The organism is Mycolicibacter engbaekii, assembly GCF_002101585.1.
GTDB lineage: Bacteria > Actinomycetota > Actinomycetes > Mycobacteriales > Mycobacteriaceae > Mycobacterium > Mycobacterium engbaekii.
In genome coordinates, this window is sequence record NZ_LQOT01000004.1 from 1 (window position 1) to 26,406 (window position 26,406).

General features: G+C 69.2%; 22 protein-coding genes and 1 tRNA gene. 10 read left to right on the forward strand and 13 right to left on the reverse strand.

Annotation, left to right across the window (positions count from 1 at the left end):
- From AWC02_RS22760 to AWC02_RS00085, 5 genes are all read right to left on the reverse strand, one after another.
- Positions 1–300, reverse strand: a 300-nt coding sequence (locus AWC02_RS22760) for a hypothetical protein (RefSeq protein ID WP_207567965.1), incomplete at its 3' end; no start/stop codon positions are given.
- Positions 301–454: 154 nt separating this feature from the next.
- Positions 455–781 carry a hypothetical protein gene (locus tag AWC02_RS00070; protein ID WP_085126090.1) on the reverse strand — a complete coding sequence of 109 codons (327 nt, stop codon included), beginning with the start codon at positions 779–781 and terminating at the stop codon, positions 455–457.
- 64 nt (positions 782–845) lie between these two features.
- A complete protein-coding gene (gene selD / locus AWC02_RS00075; RefSeq protein ID WP_085126091.1) occupies positions 846–1,826 on the reverse strand; it encodes a selenide, water dikinase SelD in 981 nt (326 codons plus the stop codon).
- Positions 1,823–2,911: a PDR/VanB family oxidoreductase gene (locus AWC02_RS00080; RefSeq protein WP_085126224.1), complete on the reverse strand. Its 1,089-nt coding sequence runs from the start codon at positions 2,909–2,911 to the stop codon at positions 1,823–1,825. The genes selD and AWC02_RS00080 overlap by 4 nt, the downstream gene beginning before the upstream one ends.
- A 47-nt stretch (positions 2,912–2,958) precedes the next feature.
- On the reverse strand, positions 2,959–3,855 hold the full coding sequence (locus AWC02_RS00085; protein WP_085126226.1) for a metal-dependent hydrolase: 897 nt from the start codon (positions 3,853–3,855) through the stop codon (positions 2,959–2,961).
- Positions 3,856–3,974: 119 nt separating this feature from the next.
- On the opposite strand from AWC02_RS00085, the gene AWC02_RS00090 reads away from it, so the two are divergent.
- The 3 genes from AWC02_RS00090 (at position 3,975) to selB (ending at position 7,215) form a co-directional block, all read left to right on the forward strand.
- Positions 3,975–4,069: transfer RNA gene (locus AWC02_RS00090), tRNA-Sec, on the forward strand.
- A gap of 21 nt (positions 4,070–4,090) precedes the next feature.
- Positions 4,091–5,398, forward strand: a complete 1,308-nt coding sequence (gene selA, locus AWC02_RS00095; protein ID WP_085126093.1) for an L-seryl-tRNA(Sec) selenium transferase — start codon at positions 4,091–4,093, stop codon at positions 5,396–5,398.
- A gap of 2 nt (positions 5,399–5,400) precedes the next feature.
- On the forward strand, positions 5,401–7,215 hold the full coding sequence (selB, locus tag AWC02_RS00100; protein WP_085126094.1) for a selenocysteine-specific translation elongation factor: 1,815 nt from the start codon (positions 5,401–5,403) through the stop codon (positions 7,213–7,215).
- On the opposite strand, the gene AWC02_RS00105 is transcribed toward selB, so the two are convergent.
- Positions 7,212–7,736, reverse strand: a complete 525-nt coding sequence (locus tag AWC02_RS00105; protein ID WP_133055589.1) for a hypothetical protein — start codon at positions 7,734–7,736, stop codon at positions 7,212–7,214. The two genes, selB and AWC02_RS00105, sit on opposite strands and share 4 nt — an antisense overlap.
- 114 nt (positions 7,737–7,850) lie before the next feature.
- Complete coding sequence (locus tag AWC02_RS00110; protein WP_085126098.1) at positions 7,851–8,426, reverse strand: VOC family protein; 576 nt, start codon at positions 8,424–8,426, stop codon at positions 7,851–7,853.
- 87 nt (positions 8,427–8,513) lie between these two features.
- On the opposite strand from AWC02_RS00110, the gene AWC02_RS00115 reads away from it, so the two are divergent.
- From AWC02_RS00115 to AWC02_RS00125, 3 genes are read left to right on the forward strand one after another with little or no spacing between them, the layout of a single operon-like run.
- On the forward strand, positions 8,514–9,155 hold the full coding sequence (locus tag AWC02_RS00115) for a TetR/AcrR family transcriptional regulator (RefSeq protein ID WP_085126100.1): 642 nt from the start codon (positions 8,514–8,516) through the stop codon (positions 9,153–9,155).
- A 40-nt stretch (positions 9,156–9,195) separates the two neighbouring features.
- A complete protein-coding gene (locus AWC02_RS00120) occupies positions 9,196–10,146 on the forward strand; it encodes a 2-hydroxyacid dehydrogenase (protein WP_085126228.1) in 951 nt (316 codons plus the stop codon).
- 32 nt (positions 10,147–10,178) lie between these two features.
- On the forward strand, positions 10,179–12,386 hold the full coding sequence (locus AWC02_RS00125; RefSeq protein ID WP_085126101.1) for an acyl-CoA dehydrogenase family protein: 2,208 nt from the start codon (positions 10,179–10,181) through the stop codon (positions 12,384–12,386).
- A gap of 75 nt (positions 12,387–12,461) precedes the next feature.
- Here AWC02_RS00125 and fadD2 read toward each other — a convergent pair whose 3' ends face one another.
- The gene (gene fadD2, locus AWC02_RS00130; protein ID WP_085126103.1) at positions 12,462–14,132 is read right to left on the reverse strand and encodes a long-chain-fatty-acid--CoA ligase FadD2; all 1,671 of its coding nucleotides are present in this window, start codon (positions 14,130–14,132) and stop codon (positions 12,462–12,464) included.
- Positions 14,133–14,200: 68 nt separating this feature from the next.
- On the opposite strand from fadD2, the gene AWC02_RS00135 reads away from it, so the two are divergent.
- The gene (locus AWC02_RS00135) at positions 14,201–15,439 is read left to right on the forward strand and encodes a DNA polymerase domain-containing protein (protein ID WP_109560796.1); all 1,239 of its coding nucleotides are present in this window, start codon (positions 14,201–14,203) and stop codon (positions 15,437–15,439) included.
- On the opposite strand, the gene casI is transcribed toward AWC02_RS00135, so the two are convergent.
- From casI to AWC02_RS00160, 5 genes are all read right to left on the reverse strand, one after another.
- Positions 15,436–17,130, reverse strand: a complete 1,695-nt coding sequence (casI, locus tag AWC02_RS00140) for a steroid-22-oyl-CoA synthetase (RefSeq protein WP_085126107.1) — start codon at positions 17,128–17,130, stop codon at positions 15,436–15,438. The two genes, AWC02_RS00135 and casI, sit on opposite strands and share 4 nt — an antisense overlap.
- Positions 17,131–17,206: 76 nt before the next feature.
- Entirely contained in the window at positions 17,207–17,569 is a 363-nt protein-coding gene (locus AWC02_RS00145; RefSeq protein ID WP_109560797.1) for a hypothetical protein, read from the reverse strand.
- Positions 17,570–17,679: 110 nt separating this feature from the next.
- Positions 17,680–18,441: an SDR family NAD(P)-dependent oxidoreductase gene (locus AWC02_RS00150; RefSeq protein WP_085126109.1), complete on the reverse strand. Its 762-nt coding sequence runs from the start codon at positions 18,439–18,441 to the stop codon at positions 17,680–17,682.
- 29 nt (positions 18,442–18,470) lie between these two features.
- Positions 18,471–19,496 carry a phosphotransferase family protein gene (locus AWC02_RS00155; RefSeq protein ID WP_085126111.1) on the reverse strand — a complete coding sequence of 342 codons (1,026 nt, stop codon included), beginning with the start codon at positions 19,494–19,496 and terminating at the stop codon, positions 18,471–18,473.
- Complete coding sequence (locus tag AWC02_RS00160; protein WP_085126113.1) at positions 19,493–20,704, reverse strand: acyl-CoA dehydrogenase family protein; 1,212 nt, start codon at positions 20,702–20,704, stop codon at positions 19,493–19,495. The genes AWC02_RS00155 and AWC02_RS00160 overlap by 4 nt, the downstream gene beginning before the upstream one ends.
- Positions 20,705–20,859: 155 nt before the next feature.
- Between AWC02_RS00160 and AWC02_RS00165 the strand changes: the two genes are divergently transcribed.
- The 3 genes from AWC02_RS00165 to AWC02_RS00175 all read left to right on the forward strand — a co-directional run bounded on the left by AWC02_RS00165 (position 20,860) and on the right by AWC02_RS00175 (position 26,399).
- Complete coding sequence (locus tag AWC02_RS00165; protein ID WP_109560798.1) at positions 20,860–21,768, forward strand: TetR-type transcription factor C-terminal domain-containing protein; 909 nt, start codon at positions 20,860–20,862, stop codon at positions 21,766–21,768.
- A 3-nt stretch (positions 21,769–21,771) separates the two neighbouring features.
- Entirely contained in the window at positions 21,772–25,380 is a 3,609-nt protein-coding gene (locus AWC02_RS00170; RefSeq protein ID WP_085126117.1) for a hydantoinase B/oxoprolinase family protein, read from the forward strand.
- 74 nt (positions 25,381–25,454) lie between these two features.
- On the forward strand, positions 25,455–26,399 hold the full coding sequence (locus AWC02_RS00175; protein ID WP_085126119.1) for an ABC transporter substrate-binding protein: 945 nt from the start codon (positions 25,455–25,457) through the stop codon (positions 26,397–26,399).
- Positions 26,400–26,406: the final 7 nt, after the last annotated feature.

The window sequence follows — 26,406 nt, forward strand, 5'->3', positions numbered from 1 at the left end:
GGACGGCGGGGGTGGTGGCGGGGGCGGTCCTCCGGGACCGCCCGGCCCGTTGCCCGGTCCGGCCGGACGGAAGCCGGGCCACTGCGATTCCTCGCCGGGGCCCGCCGGGCCGAAGCCGGGACCCATGGGCGGCCCGTGATGCATCATGCAGGGCCCGTGATGGTGGTGTCGCGGCCCGTACCAGCCGCCACCGCTGAGGTACGCCCCCGTACCGAAGATGACGGCGGCGATGAAGACGGTTCCGGCGACGATCACCACCCAGGCCGCGATCTGGTAGAGCCGGTTCGGCGCTGCCTGCACAGGAGGCGACGCTGCCGGCGGAGGAGACGCTGCCGGCGCAGGCGGCGGTGGGGTGGAGACTGGCGGCTCGCTCATACCGATCCATCATGCCCCAGAACGACGCCGACCGCCGCCCTTCGGAGGGGGCGGCGGCCGGGGTCGGTGCCGGTCGGGCTCAGCGGCCCGGTGTGGGCGCCGTGGTGGTCACCGGCGGTGGCAGCTCCTCCGGGCCCGGCCGATCCGGCCCCCACCACATCGGCCCCGGACGGTGCGGGCCCTTGTGGAACATCGCGTGCTGGGCGTGATGCCCGTGCCCGCCGGGACAGTGGTGGCCGCGCGGTCCGCCGTGACTGACCCACACGCCGGCGAGAAAGATCGACGACACGATGAAGACGATGCCGGCGACGATCGCGACCCAGGCGGCAAGCCGGTAGAGCCAGTAGGGCTTGAACTCGGCGGGCGCCGCCGGCGAGGTGGCTGTGTTCTCGGGTACTTCACTCATGGAGGGCATCTTGCCGGTGCGAACACCAGCCACCGCTAGGTCCTGGCTATGCACCAGCTATGGGCTAGCGCACCTCGACGCCACTGCCGGCCACGGTGTGCCCGATCACCGGGTGTCCGGGAAGCTCGCCCACCACCAGCAGGCCTCCGGAGGTCTGGGCGTCGGCCAACAGCAGCAGATCGTCCTCGGTGACCCCGGATCCGGTGCATACGTGCGGGCGCACCCAGTCCAGATTGCGGCGGGTGCCGCCCGACACGAAGCCGGCGTCCAACGCCTCGCGCGCTGCCTCCAGCAGCGGCACCGCGGCACGGTCGATCACCGCGCCGACCCCCGACGCGCGGCACATCTTGTAGAGATGGCCCAGCAGCCCGAAGCCGGTGACATCGGTGGCCGCCCGCACCCCATGGGACACCGCTGCTTCGGCGGCGTCGCGGTTGAGCGCGACCATGGTGGCGATCGCCTCGTCGAAGACCTCGCCGGTGCGTTTGTGCCTGTTGTTGAGCAGGCCCACACCCAGCGGCTTGGTCAGCGTCAACGCCAGTCCGGGCTCGGCGGCGTCGTTGCGCAGCAGCTTCGACGGGTCGGCCACTCCGGTGACGGCCATGCCGTACTTGGGTTCGGGATCGTCGATGGAATGCCCGCCGATCACCGGGCAGCCCGCCTGTTCGGCCACCGCCAGCCCGCCGCGCAGCACTTCGGTCATCAACTCCATCGGCAGCTTCTCCCGCGGCCAGCCGACCAGGTTGATCGCGACCACCGGGCGCCCGCCCATCGCGTAGATGTCCGACAGCGCGTTGGCGGCAGCAATCCGGCCCCAGTCGTACGCATCGTCGACGACGGGAGTGAAGAAGTCCGCGGTGGACAGCACGGCAAGGTCGTCGCGCACCAGCACCGCCGCGGCGTCGTCGCCGTCGTCGAGGCCCACCAGGACACCCCTGCCGGACTGTCCGGTCAGGCCGCGCACCGCGTCTTCCAGTTCGCCGGGGGGAATCTTGCACGCGCAGCCGCCGCCGTGGGCGAAGCCGGTCAGTCGCAGTTCGGTCATGCGTCAATGATGAGGTGGTCGCCGGCCGCCCGGGACACGCAGACCAGCATGTGGCCGTGGGCACGTTCGGTATCGGTCAAGGTCTGATCCCGGTGGTCCACCGTCCCGTCGACCACCCGGACCCGGCAGGTGCCGCAGAACCCCTGCTTGCAGGAGTAGGGGGTGGCGGGCTCGACCGCCAGGATGGCGGCCAGCGCGCTCTGGTCTGCGCCGACGGCGACGGTGGTGCCGCTGCGGGCGAGCGTCACCGTGAACGCCTTGCCGTCGAGAACCGGTGGTGCAGAGAAGCGTTCGTAATGCAGCTCCACGTCGGTACGGTCCATCAGGCCGTGCCGGAGGACCTCGAGCATCGCCGGCGGCCCGCAGGCGTACAGCGCTGTGGCACCGGGTACGTCGCCGATCAGGTCGGCAGCGCTGGGCAGCCCGTGCGTGTCGTCGGTGCGCACCCTCACCTTGGCACCGAACTGCTGCACCTCAGCGATGAACGGGATGCTGTCCGCGCTGCGGCCGGTGTAGACCATGGACCAGTCCAGGCCCAGGCGCTCGGCGGCGCGCATCATCGGCAGGATGGGCGTGATCCCGATGCCCCCGGCGACGAACCGCAGATGCCGCGCCGGCGAACCAAAGCCGGGAACGGCCATGGGCATGCCGTTGCGGGGTCCCTTGACGGTGACCGTGGCACCCGGCAGCAACGTGTCGTGCACTTCGATCGACCCGCCACCGCCGTCGGGGATGCGACGCACCGCGATGCGGTAGCTGCCGGAATCGGCGGGGTCCCCACACAGGGAGTACTCCCGCATCCGCCCCGAGGGCAACAGCAGGTCCAGGTGCGCACCGGGGGTCCAGCGGGTCAGCGGCTTGTCGTCGGCGGCGACCAGCGTCAACGCCACCACGTCTTTATCGTGAGCGACGATCTCGCGTCCTATCACCCGCAGTTGGCGCGTCTGTTCCGGTTGGGCCAGCCTGCGGCGTCGCATCAACACGCTGAACGTCGGGATCGCGACCTTGGCCAGCAGGTTCGACAGCCACAAGAGCGGGTCATGACGCCATCGGCCGTACAGGTGCGGCGGAACCTCCACCGGCATCTCGTCCAGCGGCCGGAATCGCGAGCCCGCCCCGTCGTGCGCTGCGCTCAACGCCGAGCCCTGCGTGCCGCCGGCGAGGTGGCCAGGTAGGCGACGGCCTGCGCCGTGGAGCCGATCGACGCCGGGTGAAACGACGGCTTGAAGTAGACGGCGGTGTATTTGAGCACCTGCCGCAGCTGGGGCAGGATGTTGCGCCGCGACCCACGCAGGTACTCGCGCCAGAGCCCGAAATAGGAGTGGCTGATGCTGGGGTCGGAGCGGCACATGAATCCGATCGCCCGGTGAATCATCAACCCCAGATAGACCAATGCGGTGACCATGGCTCGACACCGGTTGAGGTAGCCGGGGTGAAAGTAGTTCGCCACGTCGTGGGCAACGCAGCGGTGCTCGATCTCCTCGGCGCCGTGCCAGCGGCAGATGTCGGCCATGGTCGGGTCGACGTCGTAGTCGTCCCACGAGCAGTTCAGGACGAACTCACCCAGGATGGCGGTGTAATGCTCGATCGCCGCGATCAGCCACAACCGTTGCACCATGTCGTTGTATCGGGTGCGAGCGAAGCGCTGGCTGCGCGGCGCGAGCAGCCGCCGGAACAGGTACTCGAACTGGCGCAGCGCGGGCCCGGTGTCCACGCCCCGCGCTTCCAGGAACTCCGTCACCGCTTTGTCGTGCGCCTCGGCGTGTATCGCCTCCTGGCCGATGAAGCCACGCATTGCGCGGGCCAGTTCTTCGTCTTTGACGTAGGGCAGCGCCTCGTTGAACACCTTGCAGAACCACCGCTCGCCCTCGGGAAGCAGCACGTGCAGGATGCACACGATGTCGGAGGCCACCGGCTCGCCCTTGATCCAGTGCAGCGGGGTCGCCGACCAGTCGAACTCGACGTCGCGGGCGCGGATCTCCACCCCGGCCGGCTCATAGATCTGGCCGCCGATGGTTTGGCTGGTCATGGTCACGGCCTCCTTCAGGCGTCATGCTACCCACAGCGGTGTGCGCCCGATCCGTCGTCGACCGCTGGTTCTCGGACCGAAACAGGCCGCCGACCACGGCACTGACTAGGTTGATCAACGGAGGCGTCTGAGTCCTGGTGGGCTCCCCGGTCTTCAAAACCGGTGAGGCCGAGCAGCTCGGCCTGGCGGGTTCGATTCCCGTCCGCCTCCGCCAGCTGCACATCCAGGAGGAGCTGTGACCGAAGCCGATCCGCGCCGCGCCATTCCGCGCACCGATGCGCTGCTGATGCTGCCACCGGTTCGAGCGGCCCGCGCACGGCTCGGCGAGCATGTCGTGCGGGGTGTGGTTCGTGACGCACAGGATCAGGCCAGACGCGGCGAGTTGACCCCAGAGGATGTCGAAAAGGCTGTCCTGGAGAGCCTTTCACGCTGTCGAGCGACGGCGCTGCGACCGGTGCTCAATGCCACCGGAGTGGTGGTGCACACCAACCTGGGCCGAGCGCCGCTGTCGGCAGCAGCGACCGAGGCGCTGCTGGCAGCCAGCGGCTACGTCGACGTCGAGCTGGATCTGGCCACCGGCGCGCGCTCGGCACGGGGGGTGGCGGCCCGCGCCGCCCTGGTGGCGGCGTGCCCGGCAGCCGAGGACTCCCTGGTGGTCAACAATGGCGCCGCGGCACTGGTGCTGGCCACCACCGCGCTGGCCGCCGGCCGCGAGGTGGTCGTCAGCCGGGGTGAGCTCATCGAGATCGGGGCGGGCTTTCGCCTGCCGGACCTGATCGCCTCGACCGGGGCCCGGTTGCGGGAGGTCGGCACGACCAACCGCACCCATCTGCGCGATTATGCCGAGGCGCTCGGCCCGCAGACCGGGTGCATTCTGAAGGTGCACCCCAGCAATTTCGCCGTACACGGTTTCACGGCGGCGGTGGATGTTTCGGCATTACGGGCGTTGGCAACCGAACACGGTGTGGCCTTGGTGGCCGATCTCGGCAGCGGGCTGCTGGCGCCGGATCCGCTGCTGCCCGGCGAACCGGATGCGGCCACCACACTGAGCGCCGGCGCCGACATCGTGACCGCCAGCGGCGACAAGCTGCTCGGCGGTCCGCAGGCCGGAGTCGTCCTGGGACGTTCCGATGTCATCGCCCGGTTGGCGCGGCACCCGCTGGCCCGCGCAGTACGCGCCGACAAGCTCACGCTCGCCGCCCTGGAAGCCACCGTGTCCGGCGCCGATGCACCCGTGACCAGGGCTCTGCACGCCGACCCCGCCCGGTTGCGCTCCCGGGCCGAGCAACTGGCCGCCGCGGTGGGTGGCACCGTGGTGGCGCACGACGGCCGGGTCGGCGGCGGCGGCGCGCCGGGCGTCCCGCTGCCGGGCTGGGCGGTCCGGCTGCCTGAGGCGGCGGCCGGTCCGCTGCGCGGCGGTGATCCCGCGGTGCTGCCCCGGGTGCATGACGGCGCCTGCCTGGTGGACCTGCGCTGTGTGCCCGAAACCGACGACCCTGCCCTGCTGGATGCGGTGCGGGCCGCACTCGCCCGGATCTCCTGAGCATGTTCGTCGTCGCCACCGCCGGCCACGTCGACCACGGGAAGTCGACCCTGGTGCGCGCGCTCACCGGGATGGAACCCGACCGGTGGGCCGAGGAGCGTCGGCGCGGCCTCACCATCGATCTGGGTTTCGCCTGGACCGCCCTGCCGTCGGGCCGGCGGGTGGCCTTCGTCGACGTCCCGGGCCACGAACGGTTCTTGCCCAATACGCTGGCCGGTCTGGGGCCTGCGACAGTGGTCTGTTTCGTGGTCGCGGCCGACGAGGGCTGGTGTGCGCAGTCGTCCGATCATCGCGACGCCGTTGCCGCCCTGGGGATATCACATGCGGTGGTGGTGCTCACCCGCGCGGACCGGGCCACCGCTGAGCGCATCGCCGAAGTGACGGCGCAGGTCCGCACCGAACTGGAGCACACCGGTATACACGGTGCCCCGATCGTCGCGGTGTCTGCCGCCCAAGGGGCGGGTCTGGACAACCTGCGGGCGGTTCTGGACAACCTGCTGGCCGGTATCCCCGCGCCGTCAGAAGGCGAGCGGGTTCGGCTCTGGGTCGACCGGTCGTTCAGCATCACCGGGGCCGGAACGGTGGTGACCGGCACGTTGACCGCGGGGACCCTGGCCGCCGGCGAGCACCTGCTGCTGCTGTGTCGCGGGCAGCCTCGCCCGGTGACCATCCGGGGATTGCAGAGCTGCGGCGAGCCGCATCCGGCCCTGGGGCCGACCGCGCGGGTGGCCGTCAACCTGCGCGGCGTGGCCTCCGGGGAGGTACGTCGCGGAGACGTTCTGGTGCGGCCCGACGAGTGGCTGACCACCGCGGTGGCCGACGTTCGCCACGCCGCCGGCCGCCCGCTCGCCGAGGCACCCGAGCAACTGGTGGTGCACGTGGGCACGGCGGCGACCCCGGCCCGACTGCGGCGCCTCGATGCCGATCACGCTCGCATCACCTTGACCTGTGCCCTTCCGCTGACGTTTTCGGATCGGCTCTTGGTGCGCGATCCGGGAGCCGGCCGGGTGCTGGGCGGGGTGTGGGTGCTCGACCCAGATCCTCCTGCGCTGCGGCGGCGCGGCGCCGCGGCCCGCCGCGCCGAAGAGCTGGCCGGCGCCGATCCCGCCGATCGCAGCCGTTGGGTGCTCGCCGAGGTGGCCCGGCGCGGCGCGGTGTCCGAGCAGCGGCTGCGGTTGCTGGGCTACCAGCTCACCTCCCCGCCCTCGCAGGTGACGGTGATCCGCGGCTGGTGGGTCCACCTCCCGACGTATCGATCGTGGCGGGACCGCCTGCAGTGCGCGGTGCACGAGCTGCGGGAGCGAGATCCGTTGTCGGCCGGGCTCTCCCGGGGCGCGGCCGTGGATCTGCTCGCACTACCGGGACCAGAACTGCTCGATGAACTGGTGGGCCATGCCGGACTGACACAGCGCGACGGACTGATCGCACTGCCGGACGACAGCTGCGACCTCGGCCCGGCCGAAGCGGCGATCGCCGACCTGGAATCCCGGCTGGCCGCGTCCCCGTTTCATGCCCCGGAAGCCGACGATCTGGCCGCCCTGGGACTGGGGGTGCGCGAGCTGGCGGCAGCCGCACGAGTGGGGCGACTGTTGCGCCTCAACGACAACCTGGTGCTGTTACCGAATGCACCCGCCTTGGCCATGCGTGAATTGGCCTCACTGCGGCAGCCTTTCACCGCGACGCAGGCAAAACAGGCGCTGAACACCACACGGCGGGTAGCGATCCCCCTGCTGGAATACCTCGATTCCCGGGGCTGGACCCGTCGGCTCGACGCCGTCCATCGAGAGGTGGTGCACCGAACCGTCGCGCGCGGTTAGAAGTTGTCGCTGAAATCCGCCGCGGAGTCCAACTGTGCGATTGTCCTGCGGACGCCGTCGCGCACCGCCTTCGCGGTCTGTACCGCAACGGAATCCATGGCTCCATCGACCGTCTGCCATGCCTCGACGACAACCGTTCCCGAGGTCCCGCCGCCGGACGGGCTGAGCACGACTGTCGACTCCATGACACATCGCGGCCCCGATTCCGCAGGAGTCCTAAATATAAGAACAAACGCCGCACTGTCTTCGACGGGCTCGGCGGCTGCCAGGTAGAGCTGTTGGTCACCGGGGTCCTGCCGGTAGGGGGTGATATCGGCGATCAGCCGCTCGGCGACCGATTCCAGTGCGGCACAGGTGCGGAAGGTCAGCGGATTGTTGAGCAGCCGCTCACCCTGGTGCTTACCGCGCGGCAGGCTGATTCGCCCCCGACCCCTTCGCGCACGGGTACGTCTGCTGACGAAAACGATCGTAATAGCGCCGCAGCCCAACACAAGTCCGGCCACGAGCGCGAAAACTTTCATACCGTCGCACCGTACTAGCACACCGCACGATGCAGTATCGACCGTTCGGTCGACAGCGAAGCCGCCGGCCCGCCGGACTCGCGTCCGACCCCGCGGCCTGTGAGCCCAGGACGCCTAGGTGCTCGCCGGAACCCGTCGGTCCGCAGTGGTCTTGGGCTTGACGTGCTCTACATCACCGGTGAATTCCTGTGTCCAGCAGGCGAATTCCAACGTAATTCCGTCAGGGTCCTGGAAGTAGAACGAGCGGACATACACACCGGGGTGCAGCGTCGGGCTCGCCTGCCACTCGGACTCGTCGTGGTTGAGGATCGGGCCCACCCGCACGCCCTTTTCCTTCAGCTTCTGACGGTAGGCGTCGAACTTGTCCGCCGGCACGTGGAAGGCCAGGTGGTTGAGGGAACTCACCGCGCTGGTGATCTCGCCGATGCCGGGTATGTGGGCCGGCGCGGAGATGCCCGGCACCCCGTCCGGCGCGTCACGGAACCAGAAGAAGGCCACGCAGTCGCCGTTGCCGGCATCGAAGAAGAAGTGCTGGCCGATACCTGCGGGCAAGTCCAGCGATTTGACCAGCGGCATACCCAGGATGTTGCTGTAGAAGTCGACGGTGCGTTCCATGTCGGAGCACACCATCGCCACGTGGTTGATCCCGCTGATTTCGAATTCGGTGTTCACACCGTGCGGCTTGATCATTGCGGACACTCCTCTGGCGAAGATCAGAATCTGAATCTAACATCAGATTCAGATTTGAGCCAGACCCGAGACAGGAAGTCCGACCCGGTGTCTACCCACCCCGAGCAGCCCGGCCACCGCGAACCACTGCCCACCGAGCGGGGCCGACGCACCCAGGCCGCGATCGACTCCGCCGCCCGCTCCGTCATCGCCCGGAAGGGGGTCCTGGCGGCCACCATCGCCGACATCGCCGCTGAGGCCGGCCGTTCGGCGGCGTCGTTCTACAACTACTACGAGTCCAAAGAGGCGATGGTCCGGGAGTGGGCGCTGCGGTTCCGCGACGAGGCCAGCCGGCGGGCGGCCACCGTGACCCGGCACGGACTGACTAATCGGGAACGCATCGAGCAGGCCACCGCCGCGCACTGGTACACCTATCGCAATCGGCTGGCCGAGATGGTCGGCGTGTCTCAGCTCGCGATGGTCAACGACGACTTCGCCCGGTACTGGGCGGAGATCTGCGCGGTGCCCGTCGGCCACATCACCGAAACGGTGAAGCGCGCCCAGGCCGAGGGCTACTGCACCGACGACGACCCCGCCCTGCTCGCGGTGGCGATCGTCTCGATGCTCAACCAGTTCTGCTACGTCCAACTCGCCACGCCCCGCGACGACGACGGCCCCGACGACGAGGCCTGCATCCGCACCCTGGCCAACGTGTTCTACCGGGCCATCTATACCGAGGAGAGTGCCTGAGCATGTGGTGCCCGCCCGCCCCCGAGGCACAGCCGTGACCGTGCGCGTGCTGGCCCACTTCATTCCCGGCCCGAAGGTCTCGGCGTTCGTGGCGCCCGAATCCGACTGGCTGGACATCCGGTGGTGCGCCGCCGATGACGACGCCACGTTCTACCGCGAATTGGCCGAGGCGGAGGTGCTCTGGCACGTGCTGCGTCCGCTGTCCGGCGACGACCTGCGACGCGGACCGCGGTTGCGCCTGGTGCACAAGTTCGGCGTGGGAATCAACACCATCGACGTCGATGTCGCCACCCAGCGCGGCATCGCGGTGGCCAATATGCCCGGCGCCAACGCCGCCTCGGTCGCCGAGGGCACCGTGATGCTGATGCTGGCGGTGCTGCGCCGGCTCCTGCCGCTGGACCGAGCGACCCGGGCGATACACGGTTGGCCGACCGATCCCGACCTGGGCGAACACTGCCGCGACATCGGCGGCTGCGTCGTCGGGCTGGTCGGCTTCGGCAGCATCGCCCAGCGGGTGGCCCATATCGTGAGTGCCATGGGTGCGCAGGTCATCCACACCAGTACCCGCGACGACGGCACGCCGGGCTGGCGACCCCTGCCGGAGCTGCTGGCCGCGGCCGACATCGTCTCGCTGCACCTTCCCCTGACCGATGCCACCGAGGGATTGATCGACGAGGCGGCCCTGCGCCAGATGAAGCCCGAGGCGGTGCTGGTCAACACCTCCCGGGGACCGATCGTCGACGAGGCCGCGCTGGCGGCCGCACTGAGCCGCGGGCGGCTGGCCGGCGCGGGCCTCGACGTGTTCGCCGTCGAGCCGGTGACCGCGGACAACCCCCTGCTCGGTTTGGACAACGTCGTGCTGACGCCGCACGTGAGCTGGTACACCGCCGACACCATGCGGCGCTACCTGGCGGCGGCCGTCGACAACTGCCGCCGGCTACGTGACGGGCAGGCACTGTCCCACGTAGTCAACCAACCGACTGGTTGTTAGATTCACCTCACGTACAACCGAAAGGCGTATCGATGCCGATAGCGATCACCTCCGAGCACCAGGACCTGGCCGATTCGGTGCGGTCCTTGCTGACCCGCGCCGTGCCCTCCGAGATGCTGCACGCCGCGATGGACAACCCCATCGAGAACCCGCCACCGTATTGGCGGGCCGCCGCCGAGCAGGGCCTGGCGGGTGTGCATCTGGCCGAGGAGGTCGGCGGCCAGGGCTTCGGAATCCTGGAACTGGCGGTGGTACTCGCCGAGTTCGGCTACGGCGCAGTGCCGGGCCCGTTCGTCCCGTCCGCAGTTGCCAGCGCCCTGATCGCCGCCCACGATCCCGGCGCCGCCGAGCTGAGCGGACTGGCCAGCGGCGAGGTGATCGCCACCTACAGCGTCAACCCCGGGCTGACCGCCACCGCTTCGGGGTCGGGTCTGGTGATCCGCGGGGAGGCCCGCGCCGTGGTCGCCGCCGCCCAGGCGTCGCTGCTGGTACTACCGGTGGCGACCGACAACGGAGCGCTGTGGGTACTGCTGCGCGCCCACCAGCTCGAGATCGAGCCGGTGGCAAGCGTGGACCCGCTGCGCCCCATCGCCCACGTGCGCGCCGACGGCGTCGAGGTCGACGACGCCGCGGTTCTGCGCAACCTCACCGAGGTACGTGCCCGGGCGCTCATCGCCACACTGCTGTCCGCGGAGGCGATCGGTGTCGCCCGGTGGGCCACCGACACCGCCGCCGAATACGCCAAGATCCGCGAGCAGTTCGGCCGGCCGATCGGTCAGTTCCAGGCCATCAAGCACAAGTGTGCGGAGATGATCGCCGACACCGAGCGGGCCACCGCGGCGGTGTGGGACGCCGCCCGCGCCATCGACGAGGCGACCGAGGGCGGGGCGCCCGGTTGGGAAGCCGCGGCGCCGACCGTCGCGTTCGCCACGGCCGTGGCCGCCACCCTGGCCCCCAGCGCCGCCCAGCGCTGCACCCAGGACTGCATCCAGGTGCACGGCGGCATCGGATTCACCTGGGAGCACGACGCCGGGGTGTACTACCGGCGCGCGCTGATCCTCGCCGCCTCCTTCGGCGACCGCTCGGCCTACCCCCAGCAGGTGGTCGACACCGCCACCGCCGGCGGTATGCGCAAGATCGACATCGACTTGGATCCCGACACCGAGAAGCTGCGCGCCGAGATCAGGGCTGAGGTCGCAGCCCTCAAGGCCATGCCGCACGACCAGCGCACGGTCGCCATCGCCGAGGGCGGCTGGGTGCTGCCCTACCTGCCCACGCCGTGGGGACGCGCCGCCGAGCCGATCGAGCAGATCATCATCGAGCAGGAGTTCACCAGCGGCCGGGTGCGTCGCCAGTCGATGGGTATCGCCGCGTGGCTCATCCCGTCGATCGTCGCGTTCGGCACCGACGAGCAGAAGCAGCGTTTCCTGCCCCCCACCTTCCGCGGGGAGATGATCTGGTGCCAGCTGTTCTCCGAGCCCGGTGCGGGCTCCGACCTGGCCAGCCTGACCACGAAGGCGACCAAGGTCGACGGCGGCTGGCGGATCAGCGGCCAGAAGATCTGGACCTCGGCCGCGCAGTTCTCCTCCTGGGGAGCCCTGCTGGCCAGGACTGACCCGAGCGCCCCGAAGCACGACGGCATCACGTACTTCCTGCTGGACATGAAGAGCGAAGGCGTGACCGTCAGCCCGCTGCGTGAACTCACCGGCGGCGCGATGTTCAACACCGTGTTCATCGACGACGTGTTCATCCCGGACGAGCTGGTGCTCGGCGAGGTGAACCGCGGCTGGGAGGTCAGCCGTAACACGCTGACGGCCGAGCGGGTGTCCATCGGTGGCACCGAGATGCCGTTCCTGGCCAGCCTCGACGGCTTCGTCGAGTTCATGCGCGACGGGCAGTTCGATCACGGCGCGCAGCGCCGGGCCGGGCAGCTGATCGCCGAGGGGCACGCCGCCAAGCTGCTCAACCTGCGCTCGACGCTGCTGACCCTGGCGGGCAAGGATCCGATGCCGGCAGCGGCGGTGTCCAAGCTGCTGTCGATGCGCACGGGTCAGGGCTACGCCGAGTTCGCGGTGGGCACGTTCGGCGGGGATGCCGCGATCGGCGACCGCGAGCAGCTTCCCGGCAAGTGGGCCGAGTTCCTGTTGATGAGCCGCGCCACCACCATCTACGGCGGCACCTCAGAGGTTCAGCTCAACATCATCGCCGAGCGTCTGCTGGGCCTGCCCCGCGACCCGTAGGCCCGACGAGATCGCTTCTGGGGTCGTGGATTCCGCCACGACCCCAGAAGCATTCTCACAACCCTGGGCCGCGACCTACAGGTCGCGCAGCTCGCGCTTGAGGATCTTGCCGGTGGGGTTGCGGGGCAGCTCGTCGAGGAAGATCACCTCACGCGGCACCTTGTAGCGGGCCAGGTGCTCCTTGACGTAGACCTTGATGGTGTCCTCGTCGACGCTCGAGCCTTCCTTTTTCACCACAAAGGCCCGCAGCCGTGCGCCCCACTCCTTGTCGTCGACGCCCAGGGCGGTCGCCTCGACCACGTCGGGGTGTCCGCTGATCAGGTCCTCGACTTCGGCCGGGAAGACGTTCTCGCCGCCGGAGACGATCATCTCGTCGTCGCGGCCGCTGACATAGAGCAGGCCCCGCTCGTCGAAGTAGCCGACATCGCCCGAGGACAGCAGCCCGTCGATGATCTGCTTGCCGCCGCCACCGGTGTAGCCCTGGAACGGGAAGAAGTTGCCGACGAAGATTCGCCCGACCTCGCCCTGCGGCACTTCGTTGCCGTTGTCGTCGAGGATCCTGACCTTGACGCCCTTGACCACCGGTCCGACGGTCGCCGGGTTGTGCTGCAGGTCGGCCGGTCCGGCGATGGTGGCGAAGGCGACCTCGGTGGACCCGTACATGTTGTAGATGATCGGTCCGAGGTCCTTCATGGCCCGGCTCGCCAGTTCCGCGCCCAGCTGCGAGCCGGAGACGAAGACGATCCGCAGGTGCGACAGGTCCGGTTTGGGGCTGGTCTTCTCCAGCTCGTCGAGGATCCGGGACAGCATGACCGGCACGACGACCATCGCGGTCACCTTGTGCTTCTCCAGGTCCGCCAACACGGTCGCGGGCTTGAAGCGGCGCCGCAACACCAGGGTGGAGCCGAAGAACATCGCCAGGGTGCCGTGCAGATAGCCCAGGGCGTGGAACATCGGTGACGGCAGCGACGTCACTTCCCCGGCCCGGAACGGGACGTGGGACAAAATGCCGCCGATGGGCGCCAGCGTCGGCGGGGTGGCGCGGTTGGCGCCCTTGGGGGTACCGGTGGTGCCGGACGTCAGGATGATGATCGAGGAGTGCTTGGTGACCTTGGGCGCCGGCGCCTTGCTGCTGCGCGCGATCAGCTGAGCCAACGTCTCGTCGGCGCTGCCCGAGGGCTCGTCGCTGTCGGGGTTGACTCCCAGAGCGCGCAACTTGCCCAGCTCGGGCGTGGCCTGCGCGACGGCGGCGGTGTACTCGTCGTCGTAGATGATCAGTTTGGCGCCTTCGCGCTCGGAGACGTCCTTGATCTGCGGGCCGGAGAACTCACTGTTCAGCAGGATCAGCCGGGCACCCACCCGGGCGCAGCCGTAGTTGGCGATCAGGAACCAGCGGTGGTTGCGGGCCAAGATCGCCACCCCGTCGCCGCCGCGGACCCCCATCGCGAGCAGGCCGTTGGCCACGGCGTTGACGGCATCGTCGAGTTCTTTGAACGTGATGCTGCCGTCGTCGTCGATGACGGCGATGCCGTTCGGGTTGCGCCGGGCGTTGAGCGCCGGAATCATCCCCAACTCACCCCAGCGCGCTCCGTCGGAGAGTGCGCTGGCGATGACCTTCGGCGATTCCAGTTTCAGCGCCCCGGACTGCAGGATCTTGCGCAGATAATGCAACTCGGCCCCGCCGCGTTCGAGATAGCGACCGAGCTTGGTTACAGCCTGGCTGGGCAGGTCGGTGAGCTTAGCCATGGCACAACCTTATGTGACGCAGATCGCCGTCGGGCGGGGGACGGTGCGCTCTCGTTAATATGGCGCTCATGGCCGGCGGGTTGTCGCTGGACGTGGCGGGACGGCGGGTGGGGGTGACCCACCCGGACAAGACGGTGTTCCCGGGCGGAGGAGGCCGGCCCCCGCGGACCAAGCTCGATCTGATCCGCTACTACCTGTCGGTGGCCGACGGTGCGCTGCGCGGCGTGGCCGGGCGGCCGATGATTCTCAAGCGCTTCGTGCAGGGCATCGACGCCGAAGCGGTGTTCCAGAAGCGGGCGCCGGCCAACCGGCCGGATTGGGTGTCGGTCGCCGAGTTGCACTATGCGTCGGGCCGTTCTGCGCACGAAGTCGTCGTCGACGACGCGGCCGGGCTGGCCTGGGTGATCAACCTGGGCTGTGTGGATCTCAATCCGCACCCGGTGCGCTCCGGCGACCTGGACCATCCCGATGAGCTGCGAATCGACCTCGACCCGATGCCCGGAGTCGGCTGGGCACAGATCGTCGAGGTGACCCTGCTGGCCCGCGAGGTGCTCACCGAGCACGGATTGACCGCCTGGCCCAAGACGTCGGGTTCGCGGGGCATGCACATCTATGCGCGCATCGCACCCCAGTGGCAGTTCGGCCAGGTGCGGCTGGCCGCCCAGGCGGTGGCCCGCGAGATCGAGCGCCGCGCACCGGAGTTGGCCACCAGCCGGTGGTGGAAGGAAGAGCGGCACGGCGTCTTCGTCGACTTCAACCAGAACGCCAAGGACCGGACGGTCGCCTCGGCGTACTCGGTACGAGCCACCGTCGACGCCCGGGTGTCTACGCCGCTGCATTGGGACGAGGTCGCCGGCTGCGACCCGGCGTCGTTCACCATCGACACCGTGCCGGACCGGTTCGCCGCGATCGGTGATCCGTGGGCGGGCATGGACGACGCCGTCGGCTCCCTGCAGGAGTTGTTGGACTTGGCGCAGGCGCAGGGCCCCGCTCCGAAGGCGCCACGCGGCACCCGTAAGAGCGTCGACGGCCGGCGCACCTCGCCGCTGCCGTTGATCGAGATCGCCCGCACCAAGACCCGCGACGAGGCGACGGCCGCCCTCGACGTGTGGCGGGAACGGCACGCCGCCGCCGCGAACCGGCTGGCGCCCGAAGACGTTCTGCTCGACGGCATGCGCGGACCGAGTTCGATCTGGTACCGCGTCCGGATCAACCTGCAGCACGTGCCGGATGCGCACCGCCCGCCCCAGGAAGAGCTGATCGCCGACTACAGCCCCTGGCCGAGCCGCGACGCGGGCCCGGGCTAGCCGCCGGCCGGCCGGTGACCCGGTAGGTGGCTTTGCCGGCCGTAGGAGTCGAATTCGGCGTCCAGCGAGCTTTTGTCGTCGGCGCTCATGCGGGTGTAGGCGGGCCGGCCCCGCCCGGCCCAGCGATATAGCGGCTCCTCGGTGTGCCAGGCCTCGGCCTGCAGTTGGCGTTTGAGCACCTTGTTCGAGCCCGTCACCGGCAGGCTGGCCGTGATGCGCAGGAAGCGCGGAAAACCCTTGCTGCCCAGGTCGGGCTGGTCGGCCAGGTAGCTCGCGAAGGCCGCCACGTCGAAGCGGTCGGGGTCGGCCACCTCGACGGCGCCCATCACCTGATCACCGGAGCGGGGATCGGGCACCGCGTAGACGCCGGCGCTGATCACCATCGGATGCCGGCGCAGCACCTGTTCGATGGTCAGCGCGGAGGTGTTCTCCCCGTCCACGCGTATCCAGTCGCCCCGACGGCCGGCGAAGTACAGGAACCCGGCCTCGTCGCGGTAGCCGAGGTCGCCGGTCCAATACCAGCCGTCGCGTACCTTTTCGGAGTCCGCGGCGTCGTTGTTGTAGTAGCCCTCGAAGTCGCGGGCCCCGGTCTTGTCGACGATCTCGCCGACCGCATCGTCGGCGTTACACACCCTGCCGTGTTCGTCGAGGATGGCGGTGGCACACTCGGCTCGGGTGTGCGGGTCGACGACGGCGATGCCCGCGTGCGCCGGTCGGCCGAGCGCGCCGGGGGGTGCCGCCGGGTCGGGCTGGGCGGCGTTGCCTCCCTCACTGGAGCCGTATCCCTCATGCAGCACTGCGCCGAACCGGCGCGCGAACTCGGCCCGGTCCTGCGGCGATGCCTCGGTGCCGAAACCGCGTACCAGGGTGTTGTCGGCGTCGTCGGGCTCTTCGGGGGTGGCCAGCAGATAGCCCAGCGCCTTACCGACATAGGTGAAGAACGTCGCGCCGAAATAGCGCACGTCCGCCAGGAACTGCGATGCGGAGAACTTCGGCGTCAGACAGATCGTGGCGCCGTTGGCCAGCGCGGGTGCCCACAGCGCCATGATCGCGTTGCCGTGAAACAGCGGCATGCAGCAGTAGTCGACGTCACCGCGCACGTGGCCGAACTTGGCGGTGGCCGCCTTGGCGATCCGGACCAGCCGGCCCTGGCTGCACTTGACCGCCTTGGAGGCGCCGGTGGTGCCGGAGGTGAACAGCAGCAGCAACAGCGTTTCCGGACCCACGCCGGGGGCGGCGGCCGGCTGCACCCGGTGTTGGGCGACCAGGGCGGCGTAGCCGGGCTCGTCGACGTTCAGGATGCGCTCGGCGTCCAGGCCGTGGTCCAGGCCGCGCAACCGGCCCCGGCCGGCGGTGTCGGTGACGATCAGCTGAGCGTCCACGTGGCGGATCTCCGCGGCCATCTCGGTGTCGCCGCGGGTGGGGTTGATCCCGACGATGGCGGCGCCGGCCAGCGCGCCCGCGCCGAGCCAGAACACGAAGTCTTCGGTGTTGTCCAGCAGGACACCGATGTGGAAGGGCTCCTCAGGAAACTGGTTGCGGCGCAACGACGAAGCCAATGCGGCGCGTGCCGCGGATTCGCGCACCACCTCATCCCAGGACCAATCCCGCGTCCGGGTGCGCAGCCCGGGGTGCGGGTCACCGAGCCGATTGAGCAGCAGGTCGGCGAAGCTCTCCGAGTCGACGCTCATCAGCGCAGCGTACCGAGACACCGCGCCGGCAACCGTGTTCGACCGTGGGTGCTTGGCACCGAGCCGGCGCCCGGTGCTATTCAGGCGGGTTGAGCACCGTCCACATCCGGATGATGCGTTCGTCCGCTATCTCGGCCACATCGAAGCCGGACGCCACGGCGACCTCGTCGGGGGTGCGGACCTCCCAGGCCAGGAAACCCAGGCCGCGGGTCTGACGAACCGGCCCGGCCTTCACGAAATGCAGACCGCGCAGCTTCTCCTGCAGTTCAGCGGCCTTGGCGTTCAGCTCATCGTGACCGGTGGCGACGCCTTCGTCGTCTATCCACTGCACCTGTGCCGAATAGGTCGCTGCGATCGCCGCGGCGCGGCGCTGCGGGTCGCGTTCGTCGAACACGCCCAGCAGGTTGGCTTCCATCAGATCGGTGATGGTGTCCGTCATCGTGCTCTCCTCGCTGAGGTTGTCTTCCACGACAAACCTCAAGCCTTACAAGACACCACCTGTACCGCAGCGAATACACGCAACCGTAACGGCGATTGCAACCCGCCGATTCAGTTGATGGTGAAGCCGCCGTCCACCGCGATGGTCTGTCCGGTGACGTAGCCGCCGGCGTCGGAAGCCAGCCACAGCACGGAGGCCGCGAGGTCTTCGGGGTCTCCCATCCGGCCCAGCACGATTCGGTGCGCGACGCTTTCCAGGTAACCCGGGCGGTACTGCTCGGTCATCTCCGATTCGAAGAAGCCCGGCGCGATCGCGTTGACCCGGATGCCCTTCCGGCTTCCCCACTGCTGCGCCAGGTCGCGCGTCAGACCGATCAGCCCGGCTTTGCTGGCGGCGTATGCCGCCTGCGGAAGGCCCGCCGTGGTCAGACCCAGGATGCTGGAGATGTTGACGATCGACGATCCCGGCTTCATCACCCGTCCGCAGGCCTGCGCAGCCCAATAGGCCCCGTTGAGGTTGATATCGATCACCTCACGGAACTGCTCCGGGGTTTCCCGGGTGGCCGGGTGCGCGGTGCCGATCCCGGCGTTGTTGATCAACACATCGACCCGGCCGAACCGCTCGATCGCGGCCTCCACCATTCTGGTCGCCGCCTCCGGGTCGGCGACATCGGTCGCGACCGGCAGTGCGGCGCGTCCGGTGGCGCTGACGAGATCGGCTGCCTGCGCAAGCTTCTCCACCCGCCGCGCCGCCAGCACCACATCCGCGCCGGCCTCGGCGAAGGCCCGGGCAAAATACACACCGAGGCCCGAGGACGCCCCGGTCACCACGGCCACCTTGCCGTCCATGCGGAACTTGTCCAATACGCTCACGCGTCTCACCTTTCTCGACTTCTCACGGGTTAGGGCAAAGCTTTCAGCGCCGCAGCGATGAATTCCGGCGTGGCCTGCGCTGCTGCACCGGCGTTCTGCACGTCTTTGGCGCCGTGCTGGGCTCGGTGGGTGATGCCTTCGGCGATCACCCCGATCTTGAAGTTCGCCAGGGCCAGGTAGAAGTTCCAGTCGCTGAGGTCGCGGCCGGAGCGCCGTGCATACTCCTCGGCCAGCGCGTCCGCCGACGGCAGGCGCGTACTGGTCCACGCGGCGGGGTGACCGAAGACCCCGTCGAAGGCCGGCGATCGATAGACGCACATCAGGGCGATATCGGTGAGCGGGTCACCGAGCGTGGACAGCTCCCAGTCCACGACCGCCCGGATGAGGTCCGTCCGCTCGGGATCGCAGATCGTGTTGTCGATGCGGAAATCGCCGTGGACCACCGACGGTTGCGTTGCCTGCGGGATGGCCGCGGACAGCGCGGCGGCCAGCCTGGCCACGTCGTTCGACAGTGCGCTGTCGTTCTCGGGTGTCTTGACCAGTTCCCACTGGCGGGCCCACAGCCGCACCTGGCGCTCCAGGAATCCATCCGGCCTGCCGAAGGACTCCAGCCCGACGGCGCGGTAGTCCACGGCGTGCAGGTCCACCAGCACCCGAACCAGCGCCGCGGCATTCGCCGCCAGCTCGGCGTCGGTGAGTGTGCTCAGATCGTCTTTGTGCCGGTAGACCCGACCCGTCACGAACTCCGTGACGGTCAACGGCGCGCCGCAGACCGTACCCTCGGCGTCCAGGGCCACCGGCCGGGCGATCGGAACACCGGTGCCGTAGAGCCTTTCGGTCACCACGAACTCGCGGCCCACGTCGTGCGCCGACGGGGTCAGGCCACCCAGCGGCGGGCGGCGAACGACCCACGCCGAGGCTTCGTCGCTGACTTTGAAGGTGAGATTGGAACGGCCGCCGGCGATCAGTTCGACGGCGAGTTCACCCTGAACCGGAACGCCGTTGTCGATGAGGTACTGCCGCAGGGCAACCGGATTCAGGGCCTCGGCCGTCACTGCGAAGCATCCTTGAGCGCGCGACGGGCCGCCCCGACCCGCCGTTTGGCGATGGCCCAGCGGTGCACCTCCGAGGGACCGTCATATACCCGGAAGGGACGCACCTCGCGGGAGAGTCGCGCCGGGGGCAGATCTTCGGAGACGCCGAGCCCACCGCACATCTGCACGCTGCGGTCGACGATCCGGAAGATCGCCTCGGCGGCGAACGTCTTGGCGATCGACGTCGCATCGCCGGCGGTACTGCCCTCGTCCAGCTCCCAGCACGCGCGGACCAGCAACGCCCGGGTGGCGGCGATGTCGATCTCGTTGTCGGCCACCATCTGCTGGATCATGCCCAGGTCTGCGAGCGCCGATCCGAATGCCTGACGCTGCACCACGTGCGACAGCGCGGTGTCGTGACCCCGGCGCGCGGCGCCGAGCCACCGCATGACGTGCGTCATCCGGGCGGGCCCGAGCCGCACCTGGGCGTACTCGAATCCACGGTCCACCTCACCGAGCACCGCTTCGTCGGGAACCCGGACATCCTCGAAGAACACTTCGCAGTGGCCACCCACCATCGACCGGTCCAGCGTGGTGATGTGCCGACCGACGGTCAGGCCCGGGGTGTCGGCGGGTACCAGGAACATGGTGGCGCCGCCACGCTGACCGGGTTCCCCGGAGGTCCGCGCCATGACGATGAAGAACCCGGCCCCGTCGGCGCCGGTGATGAACCACTTGTGGCCGGTGATATACCAGTCCCCCGACCGACGTTCGGCCCTGGTCGTCAGCGCAGCCGGGTCCGAGCCGGCGCCGGGCCCCGGCTCGGTCATCGCGAATGCCGAGCGCACCTCGCCGGCCGCCAGGGGCGCCAGGTAGCGGGCCTTCTGCTCGGGGCTGGCCACCTCCGCCAGCAGATGCACGTTGCCCTCATCGGGGGCCGCGATGTTCACCGCTGCCGGGCCGAACAGGGAGTAACCGGCGGCCTCGAACACCGGAGCCCGGTCGGACATGTTCAAGCCCAGACCGCCGTATTCCACGGGGGCGTGGGGGGCGAATACCCCGGCCTGCCGCGCGGCGGCGTGCAGTTCCTGTATCGCGGCGTCGCCGCCCGCGGCGGCGATGTCCCCGCCGAAGCGGTCCTCCACCGGCAGGACCACGTCTTCGACGAACGCCCGTGTCTTTTCGACGAGCTCCGACACTTCCGGCGAGTAGCTCAATTCGATCGCCATGTCACCCCATCACCACACTCGCATTGACCGACCGATCACTCGGCCCGAACACTACGGACTGTGGCACAAATGGCCGCTAACCGTCAAAAACATCTCCGAGCTGCGACTTTCGCTACGGTATAGTTCAGAATTCCTGAACAAATTCGGAGGTGGCCGTGGCCCAGGCGCAATCCGACTGTGGCACCGCGATCCGCGCCGCCCGGCGCGCCCGGGGACTGACCGTCCGCGATCTGGCCCGGCACCTGCGAGTCAGTCCGGCCACCGTCAGCGCGATCGAAAACGGCAAGACCGGAATCTCGGTGTCGCGGCTGCAGGAGTGCGCCGGAGCCCTGGACGTCACGCCCGCCCAGATCCTGGCCGGCACCGTCGGCGCACCGGTCCCCGGACCGCAGCCCAACCGGCCCGCGCACCTCGACGACCCCCAGACCGGCGACTGGCGAAGCTTTCCACCCTTGGCCCTCGACAGCGTCTTGGCGGCAGCCATCGACGCCTTCGTCGAAACGGGCTATCACGGCAGCACCATGCGAGACATCTCGGCGCGGGCAGGCATGAGTGTGCCCGGGATCTACCACCACTACCCGGACAAGCAGACCCTGCTGGTCGCGATACTGGATCTGACCATGACCGAACTGCACTGGCGGGTCAACGCCGCCCGCACCCAAGCCGCTACCGGCCTGCAGGAGGTGCGACTGGTGGTGGAAGCCTTGGCGCTGTTCCACACCCACCGCCAGAAGCTGGCCTTCATCGGCGCCAGCGAGATGCGCAGCCTCACCGCGACGAACCGGCAACGGATCGCCGATTCCCGTAACCAGCTGCAGCACACACTTGACGGTGCCCTGGACCGCGCCGCACGGGAGGGCGACATCGACGTCGACGACCGCCGGATGGCCGGCCGTGCGATCGCCACGATGTGCACCGCACTGCCGCAGTGGTTCAACGCCGACGGCCCGGCCACGCCGGAGGAGACCGCGCGCACCTACGCCGATTTCGCGGTCTCGCTGCTGACCAAGCCCCGCGGTTCCCGAGCGGTCTCCCCAGCACCGCTTCCCGAAGGCAGGAGATGACCCGTGTCGGCTAGCTGGCAGTTCTGGATCGACCGCGGCGGCACGTTCACCGACATCGTGGCGCGCCGGCCCGACGGGCGCCTGCTCACCCACAAGCTGCTCTCGGAGAATCCGGGCCGGTACCGCGATGCGGCCGTGGCCGGAATCCGGGCCCTGCTGCAGATCGAGGGCGACGCGCCGATTCCGGCCGAGCAGATCGACACGGTGCGGATGGGCACGACGGTGGCGACCAACGCACTGCTGGAGCGCGCCGGCGAACGCACCGTACTGGTCATCACCCGCGGTTTCGGCGACGCGCTGCGCATCGGCTATCAGAATCGGCCGCGGATCTTCGACCGGCACATCGTGACGGCCGAACAACTCTACGAACGCACGCTCGAGGTCGACGAACGTATCGCCGCCGACGGGACGGTGGTGCGGCCCGCGGACCTGGATGCCCTTGCCCCACAACTTGCCGCCGCCCACGCCGACGGCATCCGCGCGTGCGCGGTGGTATGCCTGCACAGCTACCGCAATCCAGCGCACGAGAAAGCGATCGGCGACCTGGCCCGGGAGATCGGATTCACCCAGGTCTCGTTGTCGTGCGAGGTCAGTCCGCTACCGAAACTGATCCCACGCGGGGACACCGCCGTCGTCGACGCCTATCTATCCCCGGTACTGCGCCGCTACGTGCAGCAGGTGGCCGACCAGCTCACCGGCGTGCGGCTGATGTTCATGCAGTCCAACGGCGGCCTGGCGGCGGCCGATCACTTCCGCGGGAAGGACGCGATTCTGTCCGGTCCGGCAGGTGGCATCGTCGGCATGGTCCGCATGTCGGCACTGGCGGGCTTTGACTCGGTCATCGGTTTCGACATGGGCGGAACCTCCACCGACGTTTCGCATTACACCGCCGCGGGCGGGTACGAGCGGGTGTTCACCACGGAGGTCGCCGGCGTGCGGCTACGGGCACCGATGCTGCATATCCACACGGTCGCGGCCGGCGGCGGTTCGATCCTGCACTTCGACGGCAGCCGGTATCGGGTGGGGCCGGAGTCTGCCGGCGCCGACCCCGGCCCGGCCTGCTACCGCCGCGGTGGGCCGTTGACGGTCACCGACGCCAACATCATGCTCGGGCGCATCCAGCCGGCTCATTTCCCAGCCGTGTTCGGACCCGCCGGCGACCAGCCGCTGGATTCGGCGACGGTGGCGCGGTCCTTCGCCGCCCTTGCCGAGGACATCCGTGCGGCCACCGGAGATGACCGCACCCCCGAGCAGGTCGCCGAAGGATTCCTGCGGATCGCCGTGTCGAACATGGCCAATGCGGTCAAGAAGATCTCCGTGGCCAAGGGCTATGACATCACCCGCTACGCCCTGACCACCTTCGGCGGGGCCGGAGGCCAGCACGCCTGCGCGGTAGCCGACGAGCTGGGCATCCGCACCGTCCTGGTACCGCCGATGGCGGGCGTGCTCTCCGCACTGGGAATCGGCCTGGCCGACACCACGGTGATACGCGAACGCGCCATCGAGACCCCGCTGGACGCCGCCGCGCTGGCCGGGCTGCGCGAGGCCGCCGCCGACCTGGAGCGCCAAGCTCGCTCCGACCTCGCCGGCCAGGACGTCGCGGCGGAGCGAACGCGGGTGGCCCACCGCGTTCACCTGCGCTATCAGGGCACCGACACCCCGATCGCCGTCGAACTCGACAGCGTGGCCGCGATGACCAAGGCGTTCGAAGACATCCACCTGGGCATGTATTCGTTCCTCATGGAGCGCCCCCTGATCGCCGAAGCGGTCTCCGTCGAGGCAACCGGGCTCACCGAGCAGCCCGAATTGTTCGCGCGTCGCGATACCGGCGCCTCCGGTGCCGCCGACGAGATGGTCCGCCTCTATACCGGCGGATCATGGCGCGACGCGCCGTTGTACCGGCGGGAAGCGATCTGCGATGTGGTGCTCGGACCGGCGATCATCGCCGAAGACAACGCCACCACCGTCGTCGACGACGGCTGGCAGGCGCAGTTGACCGCCGACGGCCAACTGGTGCTGCGACGACTGGCCGCGGCCACCGTGTCCGCGGCGGGAACCGCCGCCGATCCGGTTCTGCTGGAGATCTTCAACAACCTGTTCATGGCCATCGCCGAGCAGATGGGCGCCCGGTTGGCCGCCACGGCTCAGTCGGTGAACATCCGTGAACGACTGGACTTCTCCTGCGCCCTGTTCGACGCCGACGGCAATCTGGTGGCCAATGCTCCACATATCCCGGTGCATCTGGGATCGATGGGCGCCACCGTCAAGGAGGTGATCGCCCGCCGGGGGCCGACCATGCGACCCGGGCAGGTCTATGCGGTCAACGACCCGTATCACGGCGGCACCCACCTGCCCGACATCACCGTCGTCACCCCGGTCTACGCCGAGTCCGCGGGCGCGCACGACCCCGTGCTGTTCTTTGTGGCCTCGCGGGGGCATCACGCCGAGATCGGCGGAATCACACCGGGTTCCATGCCGGCCGACAGCACGTCGGTGGTGCAGGAGGGTGTCCTGTTCGACAACTGGCTGCTGGTCGACGACGGGCGCTTCCGCGAAGCTCAGACCCGTGACCTGCTCACCGGCGCGACGTACCCGTCGCGCAATCCGGATGCCAACCTCGCCGATCTGCGTGCACAGGTTGCCGCGAACCAGAAGGGCATTGACGAGATCCACGCCATGATCCGGCATTTCGGGCTGGAAGTGGTGCAGTCCTACATGGGTCACGTCCAGGACAATGCCGAGGAAGCGGTGCGCCGGGTGATCGACTCCTTACACGACGGCGCGTTTCGCTACGAGATGGACTCCGGCGCGACCATCGCCGTCCGCGTCACCCTGGACCGCGGGGCCCGCAGTGCCACCATCGATTTCGACGGAACATCAGCCCAGTTGCCGACGAACTTCAATGCTCCGTCCTCAGTGGCCACCGCCGCCGCGCTGTATGTGTTCCGGACTCTGGTTGCCGACGACATCCCCCTCAACGACGGATGCCTGCGTCCGTTGCACATCACGATTCCGCCCGGAACCTTCCTGTCCCCCGACTACCCGGCCGCTGTGGTCGCCGGCAATGTGGAGACCTCCCAAGCGATCACCGGCGCACTGCTGGCGGCGCTGAAGGTACAGGCCGAAGGCTCCGGCACCATGAACAACGTCACGTTCGGCAACGCCGGCCACCAGTACTACGAGACGCTTGGCAGCGGTTCCGGCGCGGGCGAGGGGTTCGACGGGGCCTCGGTGGTGCAGACCCATATGACCAACTCGCGCCTTACCGACCCCGAAGTCCTCGAGATGCGATTGCCGGTGTGGGTTCGTGAGTTCTCGATCCGGCGCGGCAGTGGTGGGGCCGGACGATGGCACGGCGGGGACGGCGGCCTGCGCAGGATCGAATTCCGTGAGCCGATGACGGTCAGCGTGCTGTCCGGGCACCGCCGGATCGCGCCCTACGGTATGGCCGGCGGCCAAACCGGGCAGTTGGGGCGCAACCGGATAGCCCGCGCGGACGGCACGGTGACCGAGTTGGCCGGCTGCGATTCCACCGCTGTTTCCCCCGGCGACGTGCTGGAGATCGAAACACCGGGCGGCGGCGGGTACGGCGAACCCGGCGAAGGCCGGTAGGGCCGACCGACCGCGGCCGGCGCGGTGTGTGCAACACCTGGCCCGGCCCTGCCACCAGCGGTTAGTCTCACGCGATGGGAGACCAGAGCCGACGCGGTTTCTTGCGCCTGAGCGGCGTTGCCGCTGCCGCCGCGCTGCTGGCATCCTGCTCGTCCGGCGAGGGCGGCGGCGACGGCGAGGACGGACCGGTCACCGTCACCCACATCTTCGGCGAGACCACGGTCGAACAGCCGCCCCGGCGGGTGGTGTGCGCCGGCTACACCGGTCAGGACGACCTGCTGGCGCTCGGGGTGGTTCCGGTGGCGGTCACCGACTGGTTCGGCGACCAGCCCTTCGCGGTCTGGCCCTGGGCCCGGCAGCAACTCGGGGACGCCAAGCCGGTTGTTCTGAACTTGGACAACGGCATCCCGGTTGCGCAGATCGCGGATCTCAAGCCGGATCTGATCATCGCGACCAACTCCGGCGTGGACGCCGAGACCTATCAGAAGCTGTCGGCGATCGCGCCGACGGTGCCGCAGTCGGGCGGCGAGGCATTCTTCGAACCGTGGAAGGTTCAGGCCGCCGCTATCGGCAAAGCCGTCCACCGCAGCCAGCAGATGCAGGCTCTGATCGACGCGGTCGACACCGCGTTCACCGAGGTCGCATCCGCCCACCCGGGTTTGAAAGGCAAGAAGGTGCTGCTGCTGTCGGGGCGACTCGACCGCGGCAAAGTCGGCGCCGCAACCGGATGGCGAACCGCCTTTCTCACCCAGATGGGCCTGGACGTCCCGGAGGCGCCCGCGGTGATCGAACGCGATCGGATCGGCTCGGTGCTCGGTGAAGCGGACGTGCTGATCTGGACCACCGAGAGCGAAGACGAACGCGTGGCGCTACTGGCCGACCCCGACATCGCCAGGTGCGAACCGCGCAGCGTCTTCACCACCAAGGACCAGGCCGGCGCGGTAGCCTTCGCCTCCCCGCTCAGCTACCGGTTGGTGGCCGGGCAGCTGCCGGGGCTGATCGCGAAGATCACGGGGTAGACCCAAC